Source organism: Pseudomonas sp. Je.1.5.c (assembly GCF_051129895.1).
Classification (GTDB): domain Bacteria; phylum Pseudomonadota; class Gammaproteobacteria; order Pseudomonadales; family Pseudomonadaceae; genus Aquipseudomonas; species Aquipseudomonas urmiensis.
The window spans coordinates 1-20,083 of record NZ_JBCPSP010000012.1 but is presented as its reverse complement, the minus strand read 5'-3'; the positions used below and the strand labels follow the sequence as shown (position 1 = coordinate 20,083).

At 61.2% G+C, this 20,083-nt stretch carries 16 protein-coding genes; 8 read left to right on the top strand and 8 right to left on the bottom strand.

The window, feature by feature from the left end:
- Positions 1-45: 45 nt before the first annotated feature.
- Both AAZU54_RS11625 and AAZU54_RS11620 read right to left on the bottom strand, forming a co-directional pair.
- Positions 46-2,601, bottom strand: a complete 2,556-nt coding sequence (locus AAZU54_RS11625) for a PepSY domain-containing protein (RefSeq protein WP_434727205.1) — start codon at positions 2,599-2,601, stop codon at positions 46-48.
- A gap of 105 nt (positions 2,602-2,706) precedes the next feature.
- Positions 2,707-4,983, bottom strand: a complete 2,277-nt coding sequence (locus AAZU54_RS11620; protein WP_434727181.1) for a TonB-dependent receptor — start codon at positions 4,981-4,983, stop codon at positions 2,707-2,709.
- A 219-nt stretch (positions 4,984-5,202) separates the two neighbouring features.
- Here AAZU54_RS11620 and AAZU54_RS11615 point away from each other — a divergent pair, with 219 nt between their 5' ends.
- The 4 genes from AAZU54_RS11615 to AAZU54_RS11600 all read left to right on the top strand — a co-directional run bounded on the left by AAZU54_RS11615 (position 5,203) and on the right by AAZU54_RS11600 (position 8,050).
- On the top strand, positions 5,203-5,883 hold the full coding sequence (locus AAZU54_RS11615; RefSeq protein ID WP_312151726.1) for a Fe2+-dependent dioxygenase: 681 nt from the start codon (positions 5,203-5,205) through the stop codon (positions 5,881-5,883).
- 2 nt (positions 5,884-5,885) lie between these two features.
- A complete protein-coding gene (locus tag AAZU54_RS11610; RefSeq protein ID WP_434727180.1) occupies positions 5,886-6,656 on the top strand; it encodes a tetratricopeptide repeat protein in 771 nt (256 codons plus the stop codon).
- A gap of 53 nt (positions 6,657-6,709) precedes the next feature.
- Positions 6,710-7,231 carry a hypothetical protein gene (locus tag AAZU54_RS11605; RefSeq protein ID WP_312151728.1) on the top strand — a complete coding sequence of 174 codons (522 nt, stop codon included), beginning with the start codon at positions 6,710-6,712 and terminating at the stop codon, positions 7,229-7,231.
- 285 nt (positions 7,232-7,516) lie between these two features.
- Entirely contained in the window at positions 7,517-8,050 is a 534-nt protein-coding gene (locus AAZU54_RS11600; protein WP_312151730.1) for a hypothetical protein, read from the top strand.
- A 104-nt stretch (positions 8,051-8,154) separates the two neighbouring features.
- Here the strand turns inward: AAZU54_RS11600 and AAZU54_RS11595 are convergent, their stop codons facing one another.
- Positions 8,155-9,318, bottom strand: a complete 1,164-nt coding sequence (locus AAZU54_RS11595) for a type III PLP-dependent enzyme (RefSeq protein ID WP_186554069.1) — start codon at positions 9,316-9,318, stop codon at positions 8,155-8,157.
- 685 nt (positions 9,319-10,003) lie between these two features.
- Here AAZU54_RS11595 and AAZU54_RS11590 point away from each other — a divergent pair.
- The 3 genes from AAZU54_RS11590 to AAZU54_RS11580 all read left to right on the top strand — a co-directional run bounded on the left by AAZU54_RS11590 (position 10,004) and on the right by AAZU54_RS11580 (position 14,004).
- A complete protein-coding gene (locus AAZU54_RS11590; RefSeq protein ID WP_186554068.1) occupies positions 10,004-10,492 on the top strand; it encodes a sigma-70 family RNA polymerase sigma factor in 489 nt (162 codons plus the stop codon).
- 17 nt (positions 10,493-10,509) lie between these two features.
- Positions 10,510-11,472 (top strand): FecR family protein, encoded by a 963-nt coding sequence (locus tag AAZU54_RS11585; RefSeq protein ID WP_405129843.1) that lies wholly within the window; start codon positions 10,510-10,512, stop codon positions 11,470-11,472.
- A gap of 108 nt (positions 11,473-11,580) precedes the next feature.
- Positions 11,581-14,004: a TonB-dependent siderophore receptor gene (locus AAZU54_RS11580; protein WP_434727179.1), complete on the top strand. Its 2,424-nt coding sequence runs from the start codon at positions 11,581-11,583 to the stop codon at positions 14,002-14,004.
- A gap of 72 nt (positions 14,005-14,076) precedes the next feature.
- Here the strand turns inward: AAZU54_RS11580 and AAZU54_RS11575 are convergent, their stop codons facing one another.
- From AAZU54_RS11575 to AAZU54_RS11555, 5 genes are all read right to left on the bottom strand, one after another.
- The gene (locus AAZU54_RS11575) at positions 14,077-14,355 is read right to left on the bottom strand and encodes a hypothetical protein (RefSeq protein WP_434727178.1); all 279 of its coding nucleotides are present in this window, start codon (positions 14,353-14,355) and stop codon (positions 14,077-14,079) included.
- Positions 14,356-14,448: 93 nt separating this feature from the next.
- On the bottom strand, positions 14,449-15,606 hold the full coding sequence (locus AAZU54_RS11570) for an osmoprotectant ABC transporter ATP-binding protein OsmV (protein ID WP_186554064.1): 1,158 nt from the start codon (positions 15,604-15,606) through the stop codon (positions 14,449-14,451).
- Entirely contained in the window at positions 15,603-16,256 is a 654-nt protein-coding gene (locus AAZU54_RS11565; RefSeq protein WP_186554063.1) for an ABC transporter permease, read from the bottom strand. The genes AAZU54_RS11570 and AAZU54_RS11565 overlap by 4 nt, the downstream gene beginning before the upstream one ends.
- On the bottom strand, positions 16,253-17,164 hold the full coding sequence (locus tag AAZU54_RS11560; protein ID WP_186554062.1) for a glycine betaine ABC transporter substrate-binding protein: 912 nt from the start codon (positions 17,162-17,164) through the stop codon (positions 16,253-16,255). Before AAZU54_RS11560 ends, AAZU54_RS11565 begins: the two co-directional genes overlap by 4 nt.
- A gap of 13 nt (positions 17,165-17,177) precedes the next feature.
- The gene (locus tag AAZU54_RS11555) at positions 17,178-17,891 is read right to left on the bottom strand and encodes an ABC transporter permease (protein ID WP_186554061.1); all 714 of its coding nucleotides are present in this window, start codon (positions 17,889-17,891) and stop codon (positions 17,178-17,180) included.
- A gap of 579 nt (positions 17,892-18,470) precedes the next feature.
- Between AAZU54_RS11555 and AAZU54_RS11550 the strand changes: the two genes are divergently transcribed.
- Positions 18,471-20,054, top strand: a complete 1,584-nt coding sequence (locus tag AAZU54_RS11550) for a peptide chain release factor 3 (RefSeq protein WP_186554060.1) — start codon at positions 18,471-18,473, stop codon at positions 20,052-20,054.
- Positions 20,055-20,083 lie beyond the last annotated feature (29 nt).

Sequence of the window (20,083 nt, the reverse complement as noted above, 5' to 3'; positions counted from 1 at the left end):
GGCTTGTCCCGCGATAGGGCCACAGGGCGCTGCCTCATACCTTGATCAATACACATCCCGCCGATACTGCCCATCCTCCACCAGCCGCTGCACCGCATCATCGCCCAGAATGCCCTTGAGCGCCGCATCCACCCCCGCGGCCATCCCCTGCAAACTGCCGCAGACATACACGCAAGCGCCGTCAGCCAACCACTGGCGCAGCGCTTGGGCCTGCTGCAGCAACACATCCTGGACATAGACTTTTTCTGCCTGATCCCGCGAAAACGCCAGGTCCAGCCGTTGCAGATCGCCGCTGTCCAGCCAGCCTTGTAGCTCATCACCACAGAGCAGATCGTAAGCTCGATTGCGCTCACCAAACAGCAACCAGTTACGCTGCTCGCCCTCGCTGATCCGCGCCTTGAGCAAGCTGCGCAGGCCCGCCAAGCCGGTGCCGTTACCAATCAGGATCAGCGGCGCCGGTCCTTCAGGAAGGTGGAAGCCACTGTTACGGCGCAGCCGCAGACTGACGCTGCCTTGCACCGGCAGGTACTCGGTCAGCCAACCCGAACCCAGCCCAAGATTGCCATCGGCATGGCGCTCCTGGCGCACGATCAGCTCCAGCACGCCGTCGCTGGCAATCGAGGCAATCGAGTATTCACGGCTGCCGATGGGCACCAGGGCATCGACCAGCGCCTGCGCATGCAGGCCCACCAGGTGTTCGCGGCTGACCGGCAGTTGCCGGCTGGCAAGCGCCTGAGCGAGGGGCTCGCTCAGGCCATCGCGCTGCACCCGCGTTTCGCTGTCCAGCCCCAGGCCGCTGAGGAAGGCCTCGACCCGTGCCTGGCCGTTGCGCGGGAGGATGTCTACCAGGTCACCGGCTTGCCAGCTGGCCGGGGCCTCAGGTTGCAGGCCGATCAGATAGACCGGTTGGCCTTGGCTGCCCGGGTTGAGTAGCTCGCGACGGGTCAGCGTCCAGTTAGCGAAGCTCGGCGGCTGCCAGGCGCTGACCGGCTGCGCACCGGTCAATTGCCCCAGCGCTTGTTGCCATTGCTGCAAGGCGGCCTGATCGGCGTTGTCGACTTCGATTGCGCTGAAAGCGCTGCTGGCGCCGCGCTCGCCGAGCCAGGCTTGCAATCGCCGGGCGAAGCCGCAGAAGTGCGGGTACTGGCGATCGCCGAGGGCGAGCAGGGCGTAGTCGAGGTGCTCCAGTGGCCAGGCTTGGCCGAGCACTTTGCGTTCGAAGGCGCGGGCGCTGTCGGGCGCTTCGCCGTCGCCGAAGGTGCTGACCACGAACAAGGCCCGGTGCGCCTGGCGCAGGTCTTGTTCGCCCAATTCACCCAGGGCACGTACTTGCACGGACAAGCCGGCGGCCTGCAATTGGCCTGCGCTCTGCCAGGCCAATTGCTCGGCAAAGCCGCTCTGGCTGGCAAAGCTGATCAACCAGCTGTCAGCCGCGTTCGAAGCGTTGTCGACAGTGCCACGGGCAGCACGGACCTGGCGCTTCTTGCGGCGGCGGTCCAGGTACAGCAGCCAGCCGGTGACGAAGAACAGCGGCATGCTCAGGCTGGCGAGGGTGACGATGATGCGCCCCGGCAAGCCGAAGTAGCTGCCCACATGCAAGGCATACACGCTTTGCAGCAACTGTGCCTTGAACGACTTGTCGGCGTAGCGCTCCAGGCGCGTGATCTGGCCAGTGGCGGGGTCAAGGGTAATGGTGTTCAAGGCGCGCTCATGCGCGGCGTTTTCGAGCAGGTAGAACAGCGTCGCCGGCTGGCCCCCGGCCGGCGGCAGGCGCAGGTTGTAGGTGGTCAGGCCTGGGCCGGCGGCATCCTTGAGGTTGCTCCAGATGGCATCGTAGTCGACCACCAGGGGAGGTGCGTTATTGTCGACTTTCTGCGGGCCATGGCGGCCACGGCCTTCGCCGCGTTTGTGTTGTTCGCCGGCAGCGGGGGCATCGGCCAGCAGTCTGTTCAGGCCGTCGCGATACCACTCGTAGGACCAGAACAAGCCAGTCAGGGCGAACAGCAGGTAGAACAGCAGGCACCAGGTGCCGGCGACCGCGTGCAGGTCCCAGTTGAAGGCGCGGCCTTTCTTGGCCCAATCGAGGGTCAGCCAGGTCCGCCAGTTCAGTGCCTTGCGCGGCCAGCGCAGGTACAGGCCGGAAAGGCAGAAGAAAATCAGCAGCAGGGTGCAGGCACCGGTAATCTGCCGACCGGTGTCGCCAATGGTCAGGAACCTATGCAGGTTGAGCATCAGGTTGAAGAAGTCTTGTCCGGCGACTTCACCTTTGAGCTCGCCGGTGTAAGGATCGGCATAGCGCAGTTCACCGCGGCGTTGGCCGGGCGGCGGGGTAAAGAAGACCCGCGCGGCGTTGCCTTCGCGAGTATCGACCCACAGCATCGACACCTTGTCGCCCTGCGCGGCCTCGACCCGGCGCACCAGCTCGGCGGGCGGCAATACGCCTTCTTGGCGTACCTGAACCTTGAGCACCTCGGCGTTGAATAGGCGCAGCAGTTCTTCCTGGAACGACCAGATGGCACCGGTGGTGCCCATCAGTGCCAGCACCAGGCCAGCGGTGATGCCAAAGAACCAGTGCAATTGGAACAGCGACTTCTTCACCACATCGATCACCTTGTCTTGCCGCTCAAGTCCGCACCGCGTGCATTATGCCTTGCTACGCAAAAGCCCCGCTCACTGCAATGAACGGGGCTTGCGCTTACTTCATTATCAGAAGTGCACGCTGGTGGTCAGCAACGCCGTGCGACCGGCAGCCTGGTTGGCATAGTGCGCACCGTAGGCTTTGTCGTAGTAGACCTCGTTGGTGAGGTTCTGCACGTTCAGTTGCAAGTCGACGTTCTTGGTCAGCTTGTAGCTGGCCATAGCGTCATAGCGCCAGTAGGAATCGACCATCACGCTGTTGGTGGTGTTGCCGAACACGTCATCGACATAGAAGGCGCCACCGCCGATGGTCAGCTTGGGCGTGACATTGTAGGTAGTCCACAGGGTCAGGCTGTTGTTCGGCGTGTTGGGCAACTGATTACCGTCGTTGTAGCCGTCGATAATCGCCGTGCCGACCTTTTGCGCGCCGCCATCGACCAGCTTGGCGTCCAAGTAGGTGTAGCCAGCAAACACTTGCCAGTCGTTGGTGAGTTTACCGGTGGCGCTCAGCTCCAAACCGTCTACGCGGGTCTTACCGACGTTCTGGTAGGTATCGGCATCAACCAGCACCCGCGCGTTGTCTTTTTCGGTGCGGAAGATCGCCGCGGTCAGCGACAGTCGCTCTTGCAGCAAGTCCCACTTGGTGCCGATTTCGTAGTTGGTGGTCTCTTCGGCCTTCAGCTCGCTGCTGGTGGTGGCGGTCAGCAGCGGGTTGCCGTCCGAGCCTTCGCCGAGCGAGGCGCCCGCCGGGGTGGCGGAGGTGGCGTAGGACACATAGACGCTGCCGTTCTCGGCAGGCTTCCAGGTCAGGCCCAGTTGGCCCGTGACGAACTCGCTGGTGTCTTCGGTCTTGAAGTAGGTCAGCTTGCCCTTGGTCAGCGCACGGCTCTTGACCTTGGTGTCGAAGTGGTCGTAACGCAGGCCCATGGTCAGCAACCACTCTGGCGTCAGCTCCAGGGTATCGGTCAGGTACAGCGCACGGGTGTTGCCGGTGGTGTCGGCGCCCAGGTCGTTGCGCGTGACGCTGCCATCCCAAGGCTCATCGGGATTGGGATTGGGGAACGAGGTGCAGACACCGGAAATCTGCCCGGTGGCAGTGGAGCACTTGCCCGACGCGAAGCCGGTGACGTCATAACCGGTTTTGACCGAAGCCTCGCGGCTGAACTCGATACCGGTGGAGAAGGTGTTCTTGAAGCCACCGATGTAGACCTCACCAAACAGATCGGTCTGGTTGGTGGTGGTGCGGGTATTGGCCACGCGGTTGTTCGGGCGACGCCAGACTTCACCGTTGAGGATGTTGCCCTTGCTGTCATCCGGCTGGCTGTAGATGTAGTCCTGCAGGGTGTTGCCATGGCGCAGGGTGTTCTTGAGGGTCAGCGCGTCGCTCAGGTCGTGCTCGATGGCAATGGTGGCGATGTCGGCGCGGGTCTTGTAGAAGTCGCGGTCGACTAGGCCATAGTAATTGCTGCTGTGACCGCCGCCATGGGTCGGCTTGTCGGGGTTGGCCGAGGTGCGATTGGCCGAGCTGCCGGAGCGCAGGCTGTAAGGCACGCCCGAGTCGGGCAAATCGTCGCTTTCGACGTGGTAGTAATCCAGGTTCAGGCGGGTGTCGGTGCCCAGCCCGAATATCAGCGACGGTGCTACCCCCCAACGGTCGTAGTTGACCTCGTCGCGACCGGCCACATTGCTTTCGTGACTCATCAGGTTCAGGCGAAACGCGGCGCTGTCGAGGAACTGATAGTTGCCATCGAAGGTGTAGCGTTTGGTCTGGTCCGAACCCCAGGTGAAGGCGCCTTCGGTCGAGTTGCCCAGGTGGGCGCGCTTGCTCACCAGGTTGATGGTGCCGCCAGCCGCGCCGCGTCCGCCAATCGCCGAGTTCGGGCCTTTGGCGACTTCTACCGATTCTACGGCGAAGATCTCGCGGGTCTGCGAGCCGGTGTCGCGCACGCCATCGAGGTACATCGAGCTCTGGCTGTCGAAGCCGCGAATGAACGGCCGGTCACCCGAAGGGTTGCCGCCTTCGCCAGCGCCCATGGTGATCCCCGGCACGGTGCGCAGAGCGTCTTGCAGGTTCAGCGCATTGGTGTCCTTGATGACCTGTTGCGGGACCACGGTGACCGAGCGGGGGATGTCCACCAACGGTGCGGTGTACTTCTGCGAGGAGACTTTGTCTGCCTTGTAGTCGGTATTGGCTTGCTCGACCTTGCCGTTGACGCTGGTCGCATCCAGGGTGACGGCATGGCTGCCGGCAGGGTCGGCGGCATAGGCAGAGGTGGCGCTGATGGCAACGCCGATGGCGCAAGTCAGCAGACGTGGTGAGCTCACAGCAGATGGCACAGGACGCATTGTGATTGGCCTTCCCCAAGGTATGAAGGCCGCGGATGGTAATGTAAGCAAATGTAAGTAACAATTGAGAAGCGTTTCCATTCGCTACAAATTTACAATCTTTACAATTTATCCTTACGGATTTTCCGGTCTCGTACGTCATGTCCGGCAAACGGGGCTTGTGGCGAGTAAAAGGGAATCAATATCATTGCTGCCCCTCCAGCCTACGGTGCCGCCACCATGTTGCTTCACATCCCTGGCCTTTTCGAAGCTGATGAGCTGTCCCGTATTCGTGAAGCGCTGGCGCAGGCCGATTGGGCGGACGGCAAGATCACCGCGGGCTACCAGTCGGCCAAGGCCAAGCACAATCTGCAGCTGCCGGAGGCGCACCCCCTGAGCAAGGAAATCGGCGCGGCCTTGATCGAACGTCTGTGGCGCAATCCGCAATTCATGTCGGCGGCATTGCCGCACAAGGTGTTTCCCCCGCTGATCAACTGTTACCGCGAGGGTGGTAACTTCGGCTTGCACATCGATAACGCCCTGCGTCAGCCGCAAGGCAGTGCCGAGCGAATCCGCACCGACCTGTCCTCGACCTTGTTCCTCAGCGACCCCGACAGCTACGACGGTGGTGAGCTGGTGATCCACGACACCTACGGTGTGCAGCAGATCAAACTGGCAGCCGGTGATCTGGTGCTGTACCCCGGCACCAGTCTGCACAAGGTCAACCCGGTCACCCGTGGTGAGCGCCTGGCGGCGTTTTTCTGGACCCAAAGCCTGGTGCGCGAAGACAGTCAGCGGGCGTTGTTGTTCGAGATGGACAACGCCATTCGCCAGCTGACCGCCGACGTGCCTGAGCATCCCTCGCTTCTGCAACTGACCGGCACCTATCACAACCTGCTGCGACGCTGGGCGCAGGTTTGAGCATGACCTACCAGGTGCGGCGTGAAAACGTGGTGGATGTGGCGGGCCTGCAAGCAATGCTCGAGCACAGCCCTAGCCAAGCTGCCCAGGCGATTTTGGCCGCGGCGGGGCAGGGCGTGGTTGAAGCGCAATTGCTGCTCGGTCAGATTCTGCTCGATGGGCGCGGCATCGAACGTGATGTCCCGCTTGCCCGGCAGTGGTTCGCGATTGCGGCGCAAGCTGGCAGCGCCATGGCGCACAACATGCTCGGGCGCTGCCTGGAGCATGGTTGGGGCGGCGAGGTGGATTTGCCGCGTGCGGCGTTGGCATATCAGGCTGCGGCCTATGCGGGCCTGGATTGGGGGATGTACAACTTGGGTAATCTGCTCGCGACCGGACGCGGTGTCGAGGAGGATCAGCCGTTGGCGCTGGCGTGCTACGAAAAGGCCGCGCACTTGGGCCACGCCAAGTCGATGAACTTGCTAGGCCGGTATCTGGAAGAGGGCATTGCCACACCCGCCAGCCCCGCGCGCGCCTTGCGTTGGTATCGGCGCTCCGCCGAGGCGGGGGATTTTCGTGGCATGTTCAGCCTGGCGATGGTGCTGGTCGAACGCGGCGATGTACTGGCGGCGGCGCCATGGCTTGAACGAGCACGCGCGCAGGGCAATATGAAGTTTCTGCGCACAGCCTTGCAGAGTTTGCAGGGGGCTGGTGCGTTGCTCGCCAGCGATGCCCTGGCCTATGCCGATGAGATCCGGCGCCGAGAGTCTGCCGGGGAAAACCTACAGTCTTAAATGGGCCAGGGGCAATAGCCATGCTGTGGTGACTCATCCAACGGAGTTGCACCATGGCCAAGTCCTATATCGCCGAGAAATCCTTCATCGCTCGTCTGAATGTAGTGAACACCCAGTACACGGGGCCAGTCGGGCGCTGGGAATACAGCCCAGGCTACAACGGTAATACCTTCTGGCACGCCAGCGAGTGGCTGACCACATCGCGCCAGGATCGAGAGCCGCTGACCCTGTGGTTCGGCGCAGTGCAGCAGGCTGGCGGCGAGGATGCGTATGAGATCCGTCTGTGGACCGGTAACAACGCCCATCCGCTGTTCAACCGCCGGGTAGATGTCAGTACCAATGGATACCTTGGTCTCTACGAGCACAAGGCCACTGTGGGGCCACTGTGGCGGCTGCAACAAGTAGGTGGATCGCAAGTTCGTATTACTACGCTGGATGACAAAGCGATTGGTATTTACTGGGACAGGGCTACCTGGACCACCGGACGTATGGCCAGCTATCTCTGTGTTGGCGTGGTGCCGGCTGCAGTATTTGAAGTGGAAATCATCCGGATGGGCGTCGATGCGCCTCTGTAGGTTGTGACTGATGTGTCGGCGATGTAACGAGATCGCTTGCTGCGCCATAAGCACACACCGAGCTGTTCGGTGTGTGCTTTTTTTGTTTTGCAGTAAGTTGAAAATAGCAGGTTTGGTAACTGTCTAGGTGCGTCTTATTCAGCACGCAGTGCAGTAGGGAAATTGTTCAGCATTAAATGCTTTATCGCTTCGTTTCATGCTTGAGCTCACTTCTCGCCCCCACGATCATTGCCTGAATTGGTTCCTGAGAAGTGCGATTACCAGTTCAGGGTCAGGAGCATTGTCATGTCGGATAACAATCTTGTTCGCTCATTTGTCGCAGTGCTGTACCATGTGGGTGAAGAGGTTCGCCCCGTCAAGGTTATCACCAGGAATGATCATTGGCTGCCGGGATATAATGGCCGACTGGTAACGGAGGGCGGAACGCGTTCGTTTCAAGTGAAAACCCTGGATTTTAGTTTTCAGGTGATCAGCCCGTACCGGGAGAAGATGCGGACTTATATTACCTGCGCAACTGATTTCGCTGGATTTAAAGACGACATACTTCTTTATGACGAACGTGACTATCCCTACCTCGCTTCAGACTTCTGGGAGAAGCCTGAGGACTTTGGTAAAAGTGCCCAATGGGATTTGATCTATACCGGCGAGGAGAGGGAGCATGCAGGCGAAATCCGTGCAGTATTCAAGCTGTGGAATGTAGCCCAGGCTAAGTTTGTGAGGCTTGTTCATTACTCGCCCTTTACATACTTGCAGTTAACGGCGAGTGAAAACGCCTCGCACTTTATGTTCAAGGCTGTCAAAGACGTAAAGTATCGCTAAGGTCGCAGCGAGTGGCCTTGCAGTTTCCTTCGGCCTCGGTTTGAGGGGCGCACGGTCCGGTAACACTGCCTGGGCGCGGGTCTTCACCCGCGCCCAGCTTTGTGTCAGAGGTAGTAAGCCTTCAGCGGCGGGAAGCCATTGAACTCCACAGCGCTGTAGCTGGTGGTATAGGCACCGGTCGACAGCCAGTACATACGGTCACCGATCGCCAGGTTCAGCGGCAGGCCATACTTGTAGTGCTCGTACATGATGTCGGCGCTGTCGCAGGTTGGGCCGGCGATGACCACTTCTTCCATCTCGCCCTTCTTCTCGGTCCAGATCGGGAACTTGATCGACTCGTCCATGGTTTCGATCAGGCCAGAGAATTTGCCCACATCGGTGTATACCCAGCGCTCGACGGCGGTGCGCGATTTTCGCGCGACCAGTACCACTTCGCTGACCAGGATGCCGGCGTTGGCGATCAGCGAACGGCCCGGCTCGAGGATGATTTCCGGCAGGTCGTCACCGAAGTCTTCCTTGAGGAAGCGGATGATCTCTTCTGCGTAGGTTTCCAGGCTGTTGGTACGGGTGATGTAGTTGGCCGGGAAGCCGCCACCCATGTTGATCAGCTTGAGGACGATGCCGTCTTCTTCCTTCAAGCGCTCGAAGATCACTTTGACCTTGGCGATAGCGGCGTCCCACACGCTGATATCGCGCTGCTGGGAGCCGACGTGGAAGGAGATGCCGTATGGCACCAGGCCCAGGTCGCGGGCGAGGATCAGCAGGTCCATGGCCATGTCGGTCTGGCAGCCGAATTTGCGCGACAGCGGCCAGTCGGCAGTGGTCGAACCCTCGGTGAGGATACGCACGTAAACCTTCGAACCCGGGGCGGCCTTGGCGATGTTGCGCAGGTCGGCTTCCGAATCGGTGGCGAACAGGCGCACGCCCTTCTCGAAGAAGTAGCGGATGTCCTTGGATTTCTTGATGGTGTTGCCGTAGCTGATGCGATCGGCGCTGACACCCTGGCCCATGACCTTGTCCAGCTCGTAGATCGAGGCGATGTCGAAGTTCGAGCCTTTGTCTTTGAGCAGGTCGATGATCTCCACGGCTGGGTTGGCCTTGACCGCGTAGTAGACCTTGGCGAACTCGAAACCGGCGCGCAGGTCGTCATAGGCCTGGCTGATCATCTGGGTGTCGATGAGTACGAACGGGGTTTCTTGCTTGTCGGCGAACGCCTTCATCTTCTGGAAGGTGTCGCGTGCGAAATAGTCTTCGACTTGGATCGACATGCTCAGGGACTCCATGGGCAAACTGAAAAAGAAAGTGGCTGCAAACTGAACGCCCTCCGTATCCCCACTTTGGTTCGCCTACTTCCCAAGGCATGTCGCCGAAAGCAAAAAGGTCAACCGTGCCCAGGTAGGGAGCTGCGGATGACCTTGCTGTCTCGTCGTCAGTACTTGAGCCGGATGGATCGTTTCCAGCATGGACGTTCGGCGCGCACTTTAGGGCGTGAACCAGGCAAGATCAACAGGCAATCCCGACGTGTTCGTCGTGGATCGACGAGCAGTCACTTGAATAACCGACTCGTATGACCGGCAGATGTTCCCTGAGGGCTTTGCAGCGTTAAATATTGTGGAATAGCGCGTTGGCTTGTTCACAGGCAAGCCCCTTCCCACCTGGCTCGCGGCGATCTGCCAATGTGCCTATAGCAGGGGAATGCAAGAGTGGGCTTAGCCACGAAAAGAGTCAGGCGGTCTCTCGGCGATCACCGCTTGATCTTGTGTAGGCAAGGGCCAAGTGTTCATATTTATGGCCACATAAAGCGCGCGGCTTTAGCGATGAAATTCGCCATAAATTTTTTGTTACCGAGGCCTTTGACAGACGTTTGGTCGGCTTGGCTAAACGTCGATTGCCGGCTTTGATGAGAAACATTACTATTCGCGACCTCATCTTGCCTCCCTGACGAGCTTGATCGTGTCCGGACATAAAGGCTTTCTCGACCATTACCATGAGCTGATCGGCACCTGGACGCGCAAGCTGCGCAATCGCCAGCAGGCCGAAGATCTCACCCATGATGCCTTTGTCCGGGTTCTGGAAAACCCGCGCGAGCAGGTCGAGCAGCCGCGTGCCTATTTGCACCAGACCGCGCGCAACATTGCCGTGGACGGCTTTCGCCGCGAGGATCGCCGCCAGGCCATGGCGCATGACGTGTTCGACGACGGCGCCGCTGCCAACGGCGACCCTGAGGCCTACGTGCATGCCCTGGAGCTGGCCGCTAGCGTCGAGCGCGCGTTGGCTGAACTGCCGCTCAATTGCCGGCGAGTATTCATCTGGCAGAAAATCGAGGGTCTGAGTCAGGCGGAGATTGCCGAGCGCATGGGTTTGACCAAGAACATGGTCGAAAAGTATATGATCCGCACGCTCCGACATCTGCGTGAGCACCTGGATGTGTCGACCAGATGAGTCAGGAGGCCCTTTCGATGAAACAGCACGGCGCTGATCCGGTAGCCGAGCAGGCGGCGCAATGGTTCGCCCGCGTGCAGGATGCGCAGCACGACGCCGGCCTGCAGGCGCAACTGCGCCAGTGGCTCGAGGCTGACCCGCGTCACCGTGCCGAGTACGAGTTGCTTGGTCAGTTGTGGCTGGCCGCTGACCTGATTCCCGGTCAACGCCTGGAGGCCCTGTGCCAGCCCGACCCGGTTCGCCAGCTGCCGCGGCGGCGCTTGTTGCGCCTGGCGTTGGCTGCCAGCGTGGCGGTGGTGGCGCTGGGGCTGGGCTGGAGCGGCTGGCACTACCAACGGCTCAATACCCACGAGCATTACCAGACCGCATTGGGTGAGCGGCGCCAGCTCGAGCTGCCGGATGGTTCGCGCTTGGAGCTCAATGGCAGCACGCACTTGAAGGTCGAGTTCAGCCCAGCTGAGCGCCACGTGGTACTGGACGCTGGTGAGGCTATGTTCACCGTAGCTCATGACACTGCCCGGCCGTTTGTGGTGCAGACCAGCCAAGGCAGCGTCACCGTCACCGGCACCCGCTTCGACGTACGCCTGGATCCACAGCGCACAAGGGTCGCGGTGGAGCAGGGCTCGGTGCGCGTGCAGGGTACAGGCCAGTCACTGGCCCTGCTCTCGGCCGGCCAAGGTTCGCACATCGATGCCCAGGGTTCGGTCGCCGCGCCATATCCGATCGACGCTGGCGCACTGACTGCTTGGCGCCAAGGCAAGCTGGTGTTCGACAACGCCACCTTGGCGCAGGTGGTCAGCGAGGTGTCCCGTTATCGCGCCCAGCCGTTGCGGGTAACCCCTGGCAAAGTGGCCAATCTGCGTCTCTCCAGTACCTTCAGCATTGACGATCCCGACGCTCTGCTGCGGGCCTTGCCGAGTATTCTGCCGGTGGCCATCAAGACCCATGACGATGGCTCCAGTGAAATAATCGCAAAATAGATTCAGGTTTTTTTTCGCCCGTTCGTCTTCCCCGCCAGCTGCAACTGCCAAGCATTTACATTTGCGTGCAGTTGGCGTTTGTCCCGACATTCAGGATCATTCGACGACGTGAAAAACAATAAGCCCAAGCTTCGCTCCCTGGCCTTGGCCCTGGCGGTCAGTGCCGCCTCTGCCCACACCTATGCCGAGCAGGCGCCTGCTGCCATCCAGATCCAAGCCCAGCCGCTGTCTTCGGCCCTGGCCCAGCTCGGCCAGCAGACCAACCTGCAGTTGTTCTTCAGCCCGGAGCTGGTAGCCGGCAAGCAGGCCCCGGCCGTGTCCGGCAGCCTGGCGCCCGAGCAGGCCCTGCAACAATTGCTGCAGGGCAGTGGCCTGACCTACGAAATTTCCCAGGACACCGTGGTGGTCAAACCGGCGCAGGGCGCGGGCACCCTCACCACCGGCAGCCTGGAGCTGGCGCCTACTGATGTGAAGGTGGTCGGCGACTGGCTGGGCGATGCCCAGCAAAGCGTGGTGCAGAATCACCCCGGCGCGCGCACCGTGGTGCGCCGTGAAGCGATGGTCGAAGAGGGCGCGATGAACGTGCGCGATGTACTGCGCGGCATCCCCGGTGTGCAGGTGCAGGATTCCAACGGCACGGGCGGCAGCGACTTGTCGCTGAACGTCGGCGTGCGCGGCCTGACCTCGCGCCTTTCGCCGCGCTCGACCGTGTTGATCGACGGCATCCCCGCAGCCTTTGCCCCCTATGGTCAGCCGCAGCTGTCGATGGCGCCGATTTCCTCGGGCAACCTCGACAGCATCGACGTCGTGCGCGGTGCAGGCTCGGTGCGCTACGGCCCGCAGAACGTCGGCGGGGTGATCAACTTCGTTACCCGGGCAATCCCGCAGAAGGCCAGTGCCGAGTTGTCCACCACCCTGGAAACCTCCCGCCATGGCGGCTGGAAACACACCGAATCGGCGTTCGTTGGCGGCACCGCCGACAATGGCATGGGGGTGGCCTTGCTGTACACCGGGGTCAACGGCAATGGCTATCGCAGCAGCAACAATGGCAACGACATCGACGACGTCATCCTCAAGACCCATTGGGCGCCGACCGACAGCGACGAGTTCTGGCTCAACTTTCACTACTACGACGGCCGCGCCGACATGCCCGGTGGTTTGACCCAGGCGCAGTTCGACAGTGATCCGTACCAGTCGGTGCGGGACTACGACTATTTTGCTGGCCGGCGCAAAGATGTCTCGTTCAAATGGCAGCGGCAGATCGATGACGCCACCCAGTTCGAAGTGCTGACCTACTACACCGACAGCTTCCGCGGCAGCGCCATCGCTTCGCGTGACCAGAAAACCTTGTCGTCGTATCCGCGCAACTACCACACCTTCGCGATCGAGCCGCGCGTGTCGCGGATCTTCTTCGCCGGCCCAACGACCCAGGAAGTCAGCGTCGGTTATCGCTACCTGAAAGAAGCCATGCGTGAGCAGTCGACCCGCCTGGAACTGATCGACAATGTGCCGACGCCTACGCCTACCTCCGATGGCCATGTATTCCAGGACCGTAGCGGTGGCACCGAGGCCAGCGCCTACTACATCGACGACAAGATCGATGTGGGCAACTGGACCATCACCCCTGGCATCCGCTTCGAGCACATCAACACCGACTGGCGTGATCGCCCGGTGCTCGGCGCCAACGGCAAACCGGTGCCAGAGAAGAATCGCAGCATTACCAGTAACGAGCCGCTGCCGGCACTGAGCGTGATGTACCACCTCTCCGATGCGTGGAAAGTGTTCGCCAACTACGAGACCTCGTTCGGCAGCCTGCAGTACTTCCAGCTCGGCCAGGGTGGCACTGGCAACAGCACCGCCAATGGCCTGGAACCCGAGAAGGCCAAAACCTACGAAATCGGTACTCGCTATGACAACGGCAACTTTGCCGGTGAGCTGACCGCGTTCTACATCGACTTCGACGATGAGCTGCAGTACATCAGCAATGACGTTGGCTGGACCAACCTCGGCGCGACCAAGCACCAGGGGATCGAGGCATCGGTGCGCTATGAGCTGGCCGGCCTGGATCCACGCCTGGAAGGCCTGTCGGCCAATGCTGGCTTCACTTATACCCGCGCCACTTATGAAGGCGAGATTCCCGGATTCAAGGGACGCGACTTGCCGTTCTACTCGCGCCAGGTGGCTACTGCCGGACTGCGTTACCAGGTCAATCGCTGGACCTGGAATCTGGACGCTTTCGCCCAATCCAAGCAGCGTGCGCCGGGCACCGGCATCAACAACGACGGTAGCTTCAACGGCGACTACATCACCGAGCCGAGTGCCGATGGACAGTATGGCGACATTCCTGGCTACGTAACCTGGCATGCCCGCGGTGGTTATGACTTTGGGCCGCAGATGTCCAATTTGAAGTTGGCAGCCGGGGTCAAGAACCTGTTCGACAAGCAGTACTACACCCGCTCCAGCGACAACAACTCGGGGTTGTATCTGGGCGAGCCGCGTACATTCTATGTGCAGGCTAGCGTCGGGTTCTGACATAGGCGGCGCACTTTTCGCGGGCAAGTCGCAGCGGCGAAGAGGCCGGTGAGCAGGGCGCTTCTCTACTGACTATCGCGGCCTTGGTTGCCCATCGAAGCTGCTTTTTGGGGGAGCCTGCTCGTCAGTAGTGCCAAGCAGACACTGATTGCGATCATGGGCATTGCCCAGCGATTGGCAATCGGATGCAACGGCCCCGCTTTTCTGACACAGCCTTTGCTCCATGCCCGTCAGTTTCCGGCAGTCCTGCGCTTGCCACTGCAGGCTTGAGGCCTGCTTGGATTGTACGTTGAATTCCGCTTCGGCTGTCATGCAGGCGAAGATGCAGCAGGCAATGATCGACTTTTTCATGGCGCGGTCCGGGTAACATCGGTGATCGCCGATGATGCCCGGACGCACGGCTTGTATAAGTCAGCCTGCTCCTAGGTTATTGAGCGAACGGTCTTAAGAAGCCACCGCTTCTGCAGGTGAAACGATGCTGGTCTTGGCCCCGCGCGAGCGTCCCGAGCTCAAGTAGGCAGCAATCGACTCCTGGGTGACCTCGCCGAGGAACACCTGCTCGGCATCCAGCACCGGCAGCCAGGCCCGGTTGAACTCGTACATCCGCGACAACAGGATACGCAGGTGCTCATCGTGCGATGCGGTAGCGTTGAACTGGCGCAGGAAGTCGCCACAGGTGCCTTGCTGGCGATGCATGTCACGCCGGCGCACATAGCCCAGCGCTTTGTTACCGGCATCGGTGACCACCACATAGCGCCGGTCATGCTCGTCCAACAGCTCCAGGGCATCGCTGACCGGCGTCTCGGGGCTGACCGAGGGCGCGTTGTCCGCCGCGTCTTCTGCCCGCACCAGCAGCAGGCGCTTGAGGGTGCTGTCCTGACCTACGAAGTTGCTGACGAAATCATCCACCGGATGGGCCAGCAGGGTGTCCGGATGATCGAGCTGCAACAGCTTGCCGGCGCGGAAGATGGCGATCTTGTCGCCCAGCTTGATCGCCTCGTCGATGTCGTGGCTGACCATGATCACGGTCTTGTTCAGTGCTCGTTGCATCTCGAAGAATTCGTTCTGGATCATCTCTCGGTTGATCGGGTCGACCGCGCCGAACGGTTCGTCCATCAGCAGCACCGGCGCTTCGGCAGCCAGTGCGCGAATCACACCAATACGCTGCTGCTGGCCGCCGGACAGTTCCCGCGGATAGCGTTGCAGGTACTGCTTGGGCTCGAGCTTGATCATGCTCATCAGCTCGCGGGCGCGCTCGTGGCATTTTTGCTTGTCCCAGCCGAGCAAGCGCGGCACCACGGTGATGTTCTCCTCGATGGTCATGTTGGGGAACAGACCGATCTGCTGGATCACGTAGCCGATGTGCCGGCGCAAGGTCACTTCGTCCAGACCGGTGGTGTCCTCGCCATTGATGAACACCTGGCCGGAGGTCGGCGTAATCAAGCGGTTGATCATCTTCAGGGTGGTGCTCTTGCCGCAGCCCGAGGGGCCGAGGAATACGCAGATTTCGCCTTCGTTGACGGTCAGGCTTACCGAGTCGACGGCTTTGACGTCCTTGCCGTTGACGTTGAAGGTCTTGCTGAGGTTCTTGAGTTCGATCATGAGCGCAGTCCTTCTGGAGTCAGGGCACGTTGCAGGGTTTGCAGGAGCAGGTCGGCGATGATCGCCAGCAGGCTGACCAGCACGGCGCCGACCAGCAGCATCGACATGTCGCTGCGGCTGATGGAAGTGAGGATGAGCACGCCCAGGCCGCCAGCACCGATGGTTGCGGCGATGGTCATGACGCCGATGTTCATCACCACGGCGGTACGCACGCCAGCGAGAATCACCGGCACCGCGATGGGCAGCTCGACCATGCGCAGGCGTTGGCCGAAGGTCATGCCAATACCGCGTGCGGCTTCACGGATGCCCGGCTCGACGTTGGTCAGCGCCAGGTAGGTGTTGCGCAGGATCGGCAGCAGTGAATAAAGGAACACCGCGGTGATCGCTGGCAGCGGGCCGAGCCCCTGGCCGAACTTGGAGTAGAACGGCAGCAGCAGGCCGAACAGGGCGATCGAGGGGATGGTCAGCAGCACAGTGGCGCTGGCTTGCAGCGGGCCGGCAACGACCGGGAAGCGGGTCATCAGGATGCCCAGTGGCACGCCGACGAGAATGGCCAGGCTGACCGCGATGCCGACCAGCATGATGTGCTGCCAGGTCAGCTGCAGCACCTGGGCCCAGTCGAGGTGGGCGAACGTGTCGAGCAAGCTCATGGCTGGACCTCCTTGAGGGGGTGCTCACGCAGGAATGCGGCGGCGACGGCGGTGGGGTTCTGGTGGTCGACGTCGACCTTGGCGTTGAGCTGACGCATGGTCTCGTCGTCGAGCTGCTCGGCCAGCGGCTTGAGCAGGGCGACCAGTTGCGGGTTGGCGTCGAGCACTGCCTTGCGTACCACCGGCGCTGCGGTGTAGTCGGGGAAGTAGTGCTTGTCGTCTTCGAGCAGCTTGAGGTTGAACGCGCTCAGGCGCCCGTCGGTGGTGTAGACCAGGCCGGCGAACACCTGGTTGTTGTGCATGGCGGTGTAGACCAGGCCGGCGTCCATCTGGCGGATGTTGGCGCGGCCAACTTGCAGGTCGTACATCTCTTTGAGGCCGACCAGGCCGTCTGGGCGGTTGGCGAACTCGGTGTCCAGGGCCACCAGGTGATTACGCTGGTGTTCGTCACGCAGCACCTGGTTGAGGTCGCTGATCGAGTTGATCTGCGGGTAGGCCTCGGCGATCTGTTTGGGCAAGCCCAGGGCATAGGTGTTGCTGAATTTCGACGGGGCCAGCCAGATCAGGTCTTTCTTTGCGTCCAGCTCCTTGACCTTGGCATAGGTGGCCTCGGCGCTGGGCATGCGCTCGTCGATGTGGTTGTAGGACACCAGCGACACCCCGGTGTATTCCCACATCAGGTCGAGCTGGCCGGTTTCCTGCGCCTGGCGAGCGATGCTGCTGCCAAGGCCAGTGGTCACGCGCACATCGAAGCCGTTGGCGCGCAGGTATTGGGCGGTGATTTCAGCGAGCACGGTCTGTTCGGTGAACACCCGCGCGCCGATGCGTACCAGCGGTTTGTCCGCCGCCTGGGCAAATCCTGCGAACAGCAGGGCCGCGCCCAGCAGCAAGGCGATTGTCTTGTTCATACGTTCCCTCTTGTTATTGGGCCAGGCCACGTTCCAGCCAGCGCTTGCTGGAGAAACTCACCGCGGCATCCAGCACCAGTGCCAGCAACGCGGTACAGGCAGCGCCGAGCAGCAGTTGTGGCTGGTTGTTCAGGGCGATGCCGGGGAAAATCAGGCTGCCCAGGCTGTTGGCGCCGATCAGGAAGGCCAGGGGGGCGGTGCCGACGTTCAGCGCCAGGGCCACGCGCACACCGCCGACGATGATCGGCACGGCATTGGGCAGTTCAACCTGCCAGAGTTGCTGGCGCGGGGTCATGCCGATGCCGGTAGCGGCTTCCTTGAGCGAGGCGGGGACGTTTTTCAGGCCTTCGTAGGTGTTGCGCACGATAGGCAGGAGGGAGGCGAGGAACAGCGCGAAGATCGCAGGACCTGCGCCGATGCCCAGGATACTCAGGGCGATGGCCAGAACGGCCAGGGGGGGAATGGTGTTGCCAACGTTGAAGAACTGCATGAAGCGCTCGGCTTTGTCGACCCGGTGCGGTCGACTCAACGCAATGCCAGCGGGGATGCCCACGGCCAACGCCGCCGCCATCGAAGCCAGCACCAGCACCAGGTGCGCTTGCAGGTAAAACCATAGATCGTCGCGATAGCGCGCGATCGTATCGAGGCCGATCCAGTGGATCAGCAGGGCCAGGATGACGAGCACGGTGGCGCATCCCAACAGCCCTTTTCCGTAGCGTGTAGCCACAGGCGGACTCCTTGTGTTGTCGGCGAGCACACTCTTTTTTTGGCCGGCCATACCTGGCAGCGAGTGGTGTGTTCGCGAGTAGCAGCGTGAAGCAACCGAAGGCTGCGATCAGGCCATGAGCCGAACCCCGTCGGGCCCGAAAATGCTGATGAAGCCAGTCCCCAACCAGCGGCGGTTACCGGGGAGTGGACGTCTCCGTAGCCGTAAAGGTTCCCATCTACAGCGGCATTTGGCCAGCGTTAATCACTGGGTAGCATGCTTATTGGCAGGATAAAGCAGCGGCTTTGTGCGTTACAGGCGTTGAAATAACTGCCCTGTAGCCATTGGTCATGAAAAACCTGGGCGATTAAATTATTTTGTGTCGCAGATATTGGGGTTCTGCCTGTTGCGGCCTCTTCGCGGGCAAGCCCGCTCCCACAGGTTTGGTGGTAATCCCGGTAAGAGCAGGCTGGCGCGCGCAGAGGCTGGAGCAGACCACACATCATTTTTGCCGGACCGCCAGACACCCCGGCTTTGGTCCTTGGCCGACTTCAGGTATGATATCGCCCCTTTTTTCAATCCCCAGTCAGGCGATTTCCCATGACCAACCAGGCCGCCGAAGTCGCGAAACGCCGCACTTTCGCAATCATTTCCCACCCCGACGCCGGTAAGACCACCATCACCGAGAAGCTCCTGCTGATGGGCAAGGCCATTGCCGTCGCTGGTACCGTGAAGTCGCGTAAGTCCGACCGCCACGCCACCTCCGACTGGATGGAAATGGAGAAGCAGCGCGGCATCTCCATCACCACCTCGGTGATGCAGTTCCCCTATCGCGAGCACATGATCAACCTGCTCGACACCCCCGGCCACGAAGACTTCTCCGAAGACACCTACCGCACCCTGACCGCAGTCGACTCGGCGCTGATGGTGCTCGACGGCGGTAAAGGCGTAGAGCCGCGGACCATCGCCCTGATGGACGTCTGCCGTCTGCGGGATACGCCGATCGTCAGCTTCATCAACAAACTCGACCGCGATATCCGCGACCCGATCGAGCTGCTCGACGAGATCGAAGCGGTACTCAAGATCAAGGCCGCGCCGATCACCTGGCCGATTGGTTGCTACCGCGACTTCAAGGGTGTCTATCACCTGGCAGGCGACTACATCATCGTCTACACCCCAGGCCATGGCCACGAGCGTACCGAGGTCAAGATCATCGAGAAGCTCGACTCCGACGAAGCCCGCGCGCATCTGGGCGATGAGTACGAGCGCTTCCTCGAACAACTGGAGCTGGTGCAGGGCGCCTGCCATGAGTTCGACCAGGACGAGTTCATCAACGGTCAGCTGACGCCGGTGTTCTTCGGTACCGCCTTGGGCAACTTCGGCGTCGACCATGTGCTTGACGCCGTGGTCGATTGGGCGCCGCGTCCGTTGGCCCGTGTCGCCCATGAGCGGACCGTAGAGCCCGTGGAAGAGAAGTTCAGCGGTTTCGTGTTCAAGATTCAGGCGAACATGGACCCGAAACACCGCGACCGCATCGCCTTCATGCGGATCTGCTCGGGCAAGTACGAGAAGGGCATGAAGATGCGTCATGTGCGCACCGGCAAGGACGTGCGCATCGGCGACGCCCTGACCTTCTTCTCCTCCGAGCGTGAGCAGTTGGAAGAGGCCTACGCCGGTGACATCATCGGCCTGCACAACCACGGCACGATCCAGATCGGCGATACCTTCAGCGAAGGCGAGAACCTGGGCTTCACCGGTATTCCGCACTTCGCCCCGGAGCTGTTCCGCCGGGTACGCCTGAAGGATCCGCTCAAGTCCAAGCAGCTGCGCCAGGGTCTGCAGCAGTTGGCCGAAGAGGGCGCCACCCAGGTGTTCTTCCCGCTGCGCAGCAACGACATCATCCTCGGCGCGGTCGGTGTGCTGCAGTTCGATGTGGTCGCCAGCCGTTTGAAGGAAGAGTACAAGGTCGAATGCGCCTACGAGCCGATCACGGTTTGGTCGGCGCGTTGGATCAGCTGCGATGACAAGAAGAAGTTCGAGGAATTCGAGAACAAGGCGGTGGAAAACCTGGCGGTGGATGGCGGTGGTCACCTGACCTACCTGGCGCCGACCCGGGTCAACCTGGCGCTGATGGAAGAGCGCTGGCCGGATGTGAAATTCCGCGCGACTCGCGAACACCACTGACAGCCGGACCCGTGGGAGCGGGCTTGCCC

Excerpts from the sequence above, each read along its gene's own strand:
- AAZU54_RS11620 (WP_434727181.1), bottom strand. The coding sequence starts at position 4,983 with ATGCGTCCTGTGCCATCTGCTGTGAGCTCACCACGTCTGCTGACTTGC.
- AAZU54_RS11615 (WP_312151726.1), top strand. The coding sequence starts at position 5,203 with ATGTTGCTTCACATCCCTGGCCTTTTCGAAGCTGATGAGCTGTCCCGT.
- AAZU54_RS11610 (WP_434727180.1), top strand. The coding sequence starts at position 5,886 with ATGACCTACCAGGTGCGGCGTGAAAACGTGGTGGATGTGGCGGGCCTG.
- AAZU54_RS11605 (WP_312151728.1), top strand. The coding sequence starts at position 6,710 with ATGGCCAAGTCCTATATCGCCGAGAAATCCTTCATCGCTCGTCTGAAT.
- AAZU54_RS11600 (WP_312151730.1), top strand. The coding sequence starts at position 7,517 with ATGTCGGATAACAATCTTGTTCGCTCATTTGTCGCAGTGCTGTACCAT.
- AAZU54_RS11595 (WP_186554069.1), bottom strand. The coding sequence starts at position 9,318 with ATGTCGATCCAAGTCGAAGACTATTTCGCACGCGACACCTTCCAGAAG.
- AAZU54_RS11585 (WP_405129843.1), top strand. The coding sequence starts at position 10,510 with ATGAAACAGCACGGCGCTGATCCGGTAGCCGAGCAGGCGGCGCAATGG.
- AAZU54_RS11575 (WP_434727178.1), bottom strand. The coding sequence starts at position 14,355 with ATGAAAAAGTCGATCATTGCCTGCTGCATCTTCGCCTGCATGACAGCC.
- AAZU54_RS11570 (WP_186554064.1), bottom strand. The coding sequence starts at position 15,606 with ATGATCGAACTCAAGAACCTCAGCAAGACCTTCAACGTCAACGGCAAG.
- AAZU54_RS11565 (WP_186554063.1), bottom strand. The coding sequence starts at position 16,256 with ATGAGCTTGCTCGACACGTTCGCCCACCTCGACTGGGCCCAGGTGCTG.
- AAZU54_RS11560 (WP_186554062.1), bottom strand. The coding sequence starts at position 17,164 with ATGAACAAGACAATCGCCTTGCTGCTGGGCGCGGCCCTGCTGTTCGCA.
- AAZU54_RS11550 (WP_186554060.1), top strand. The coding sequence starts at position 18,471 with ATGACCAACCAGGCCGCCGAAGTCGCGAAACGCCGCACTTTCGCAATC.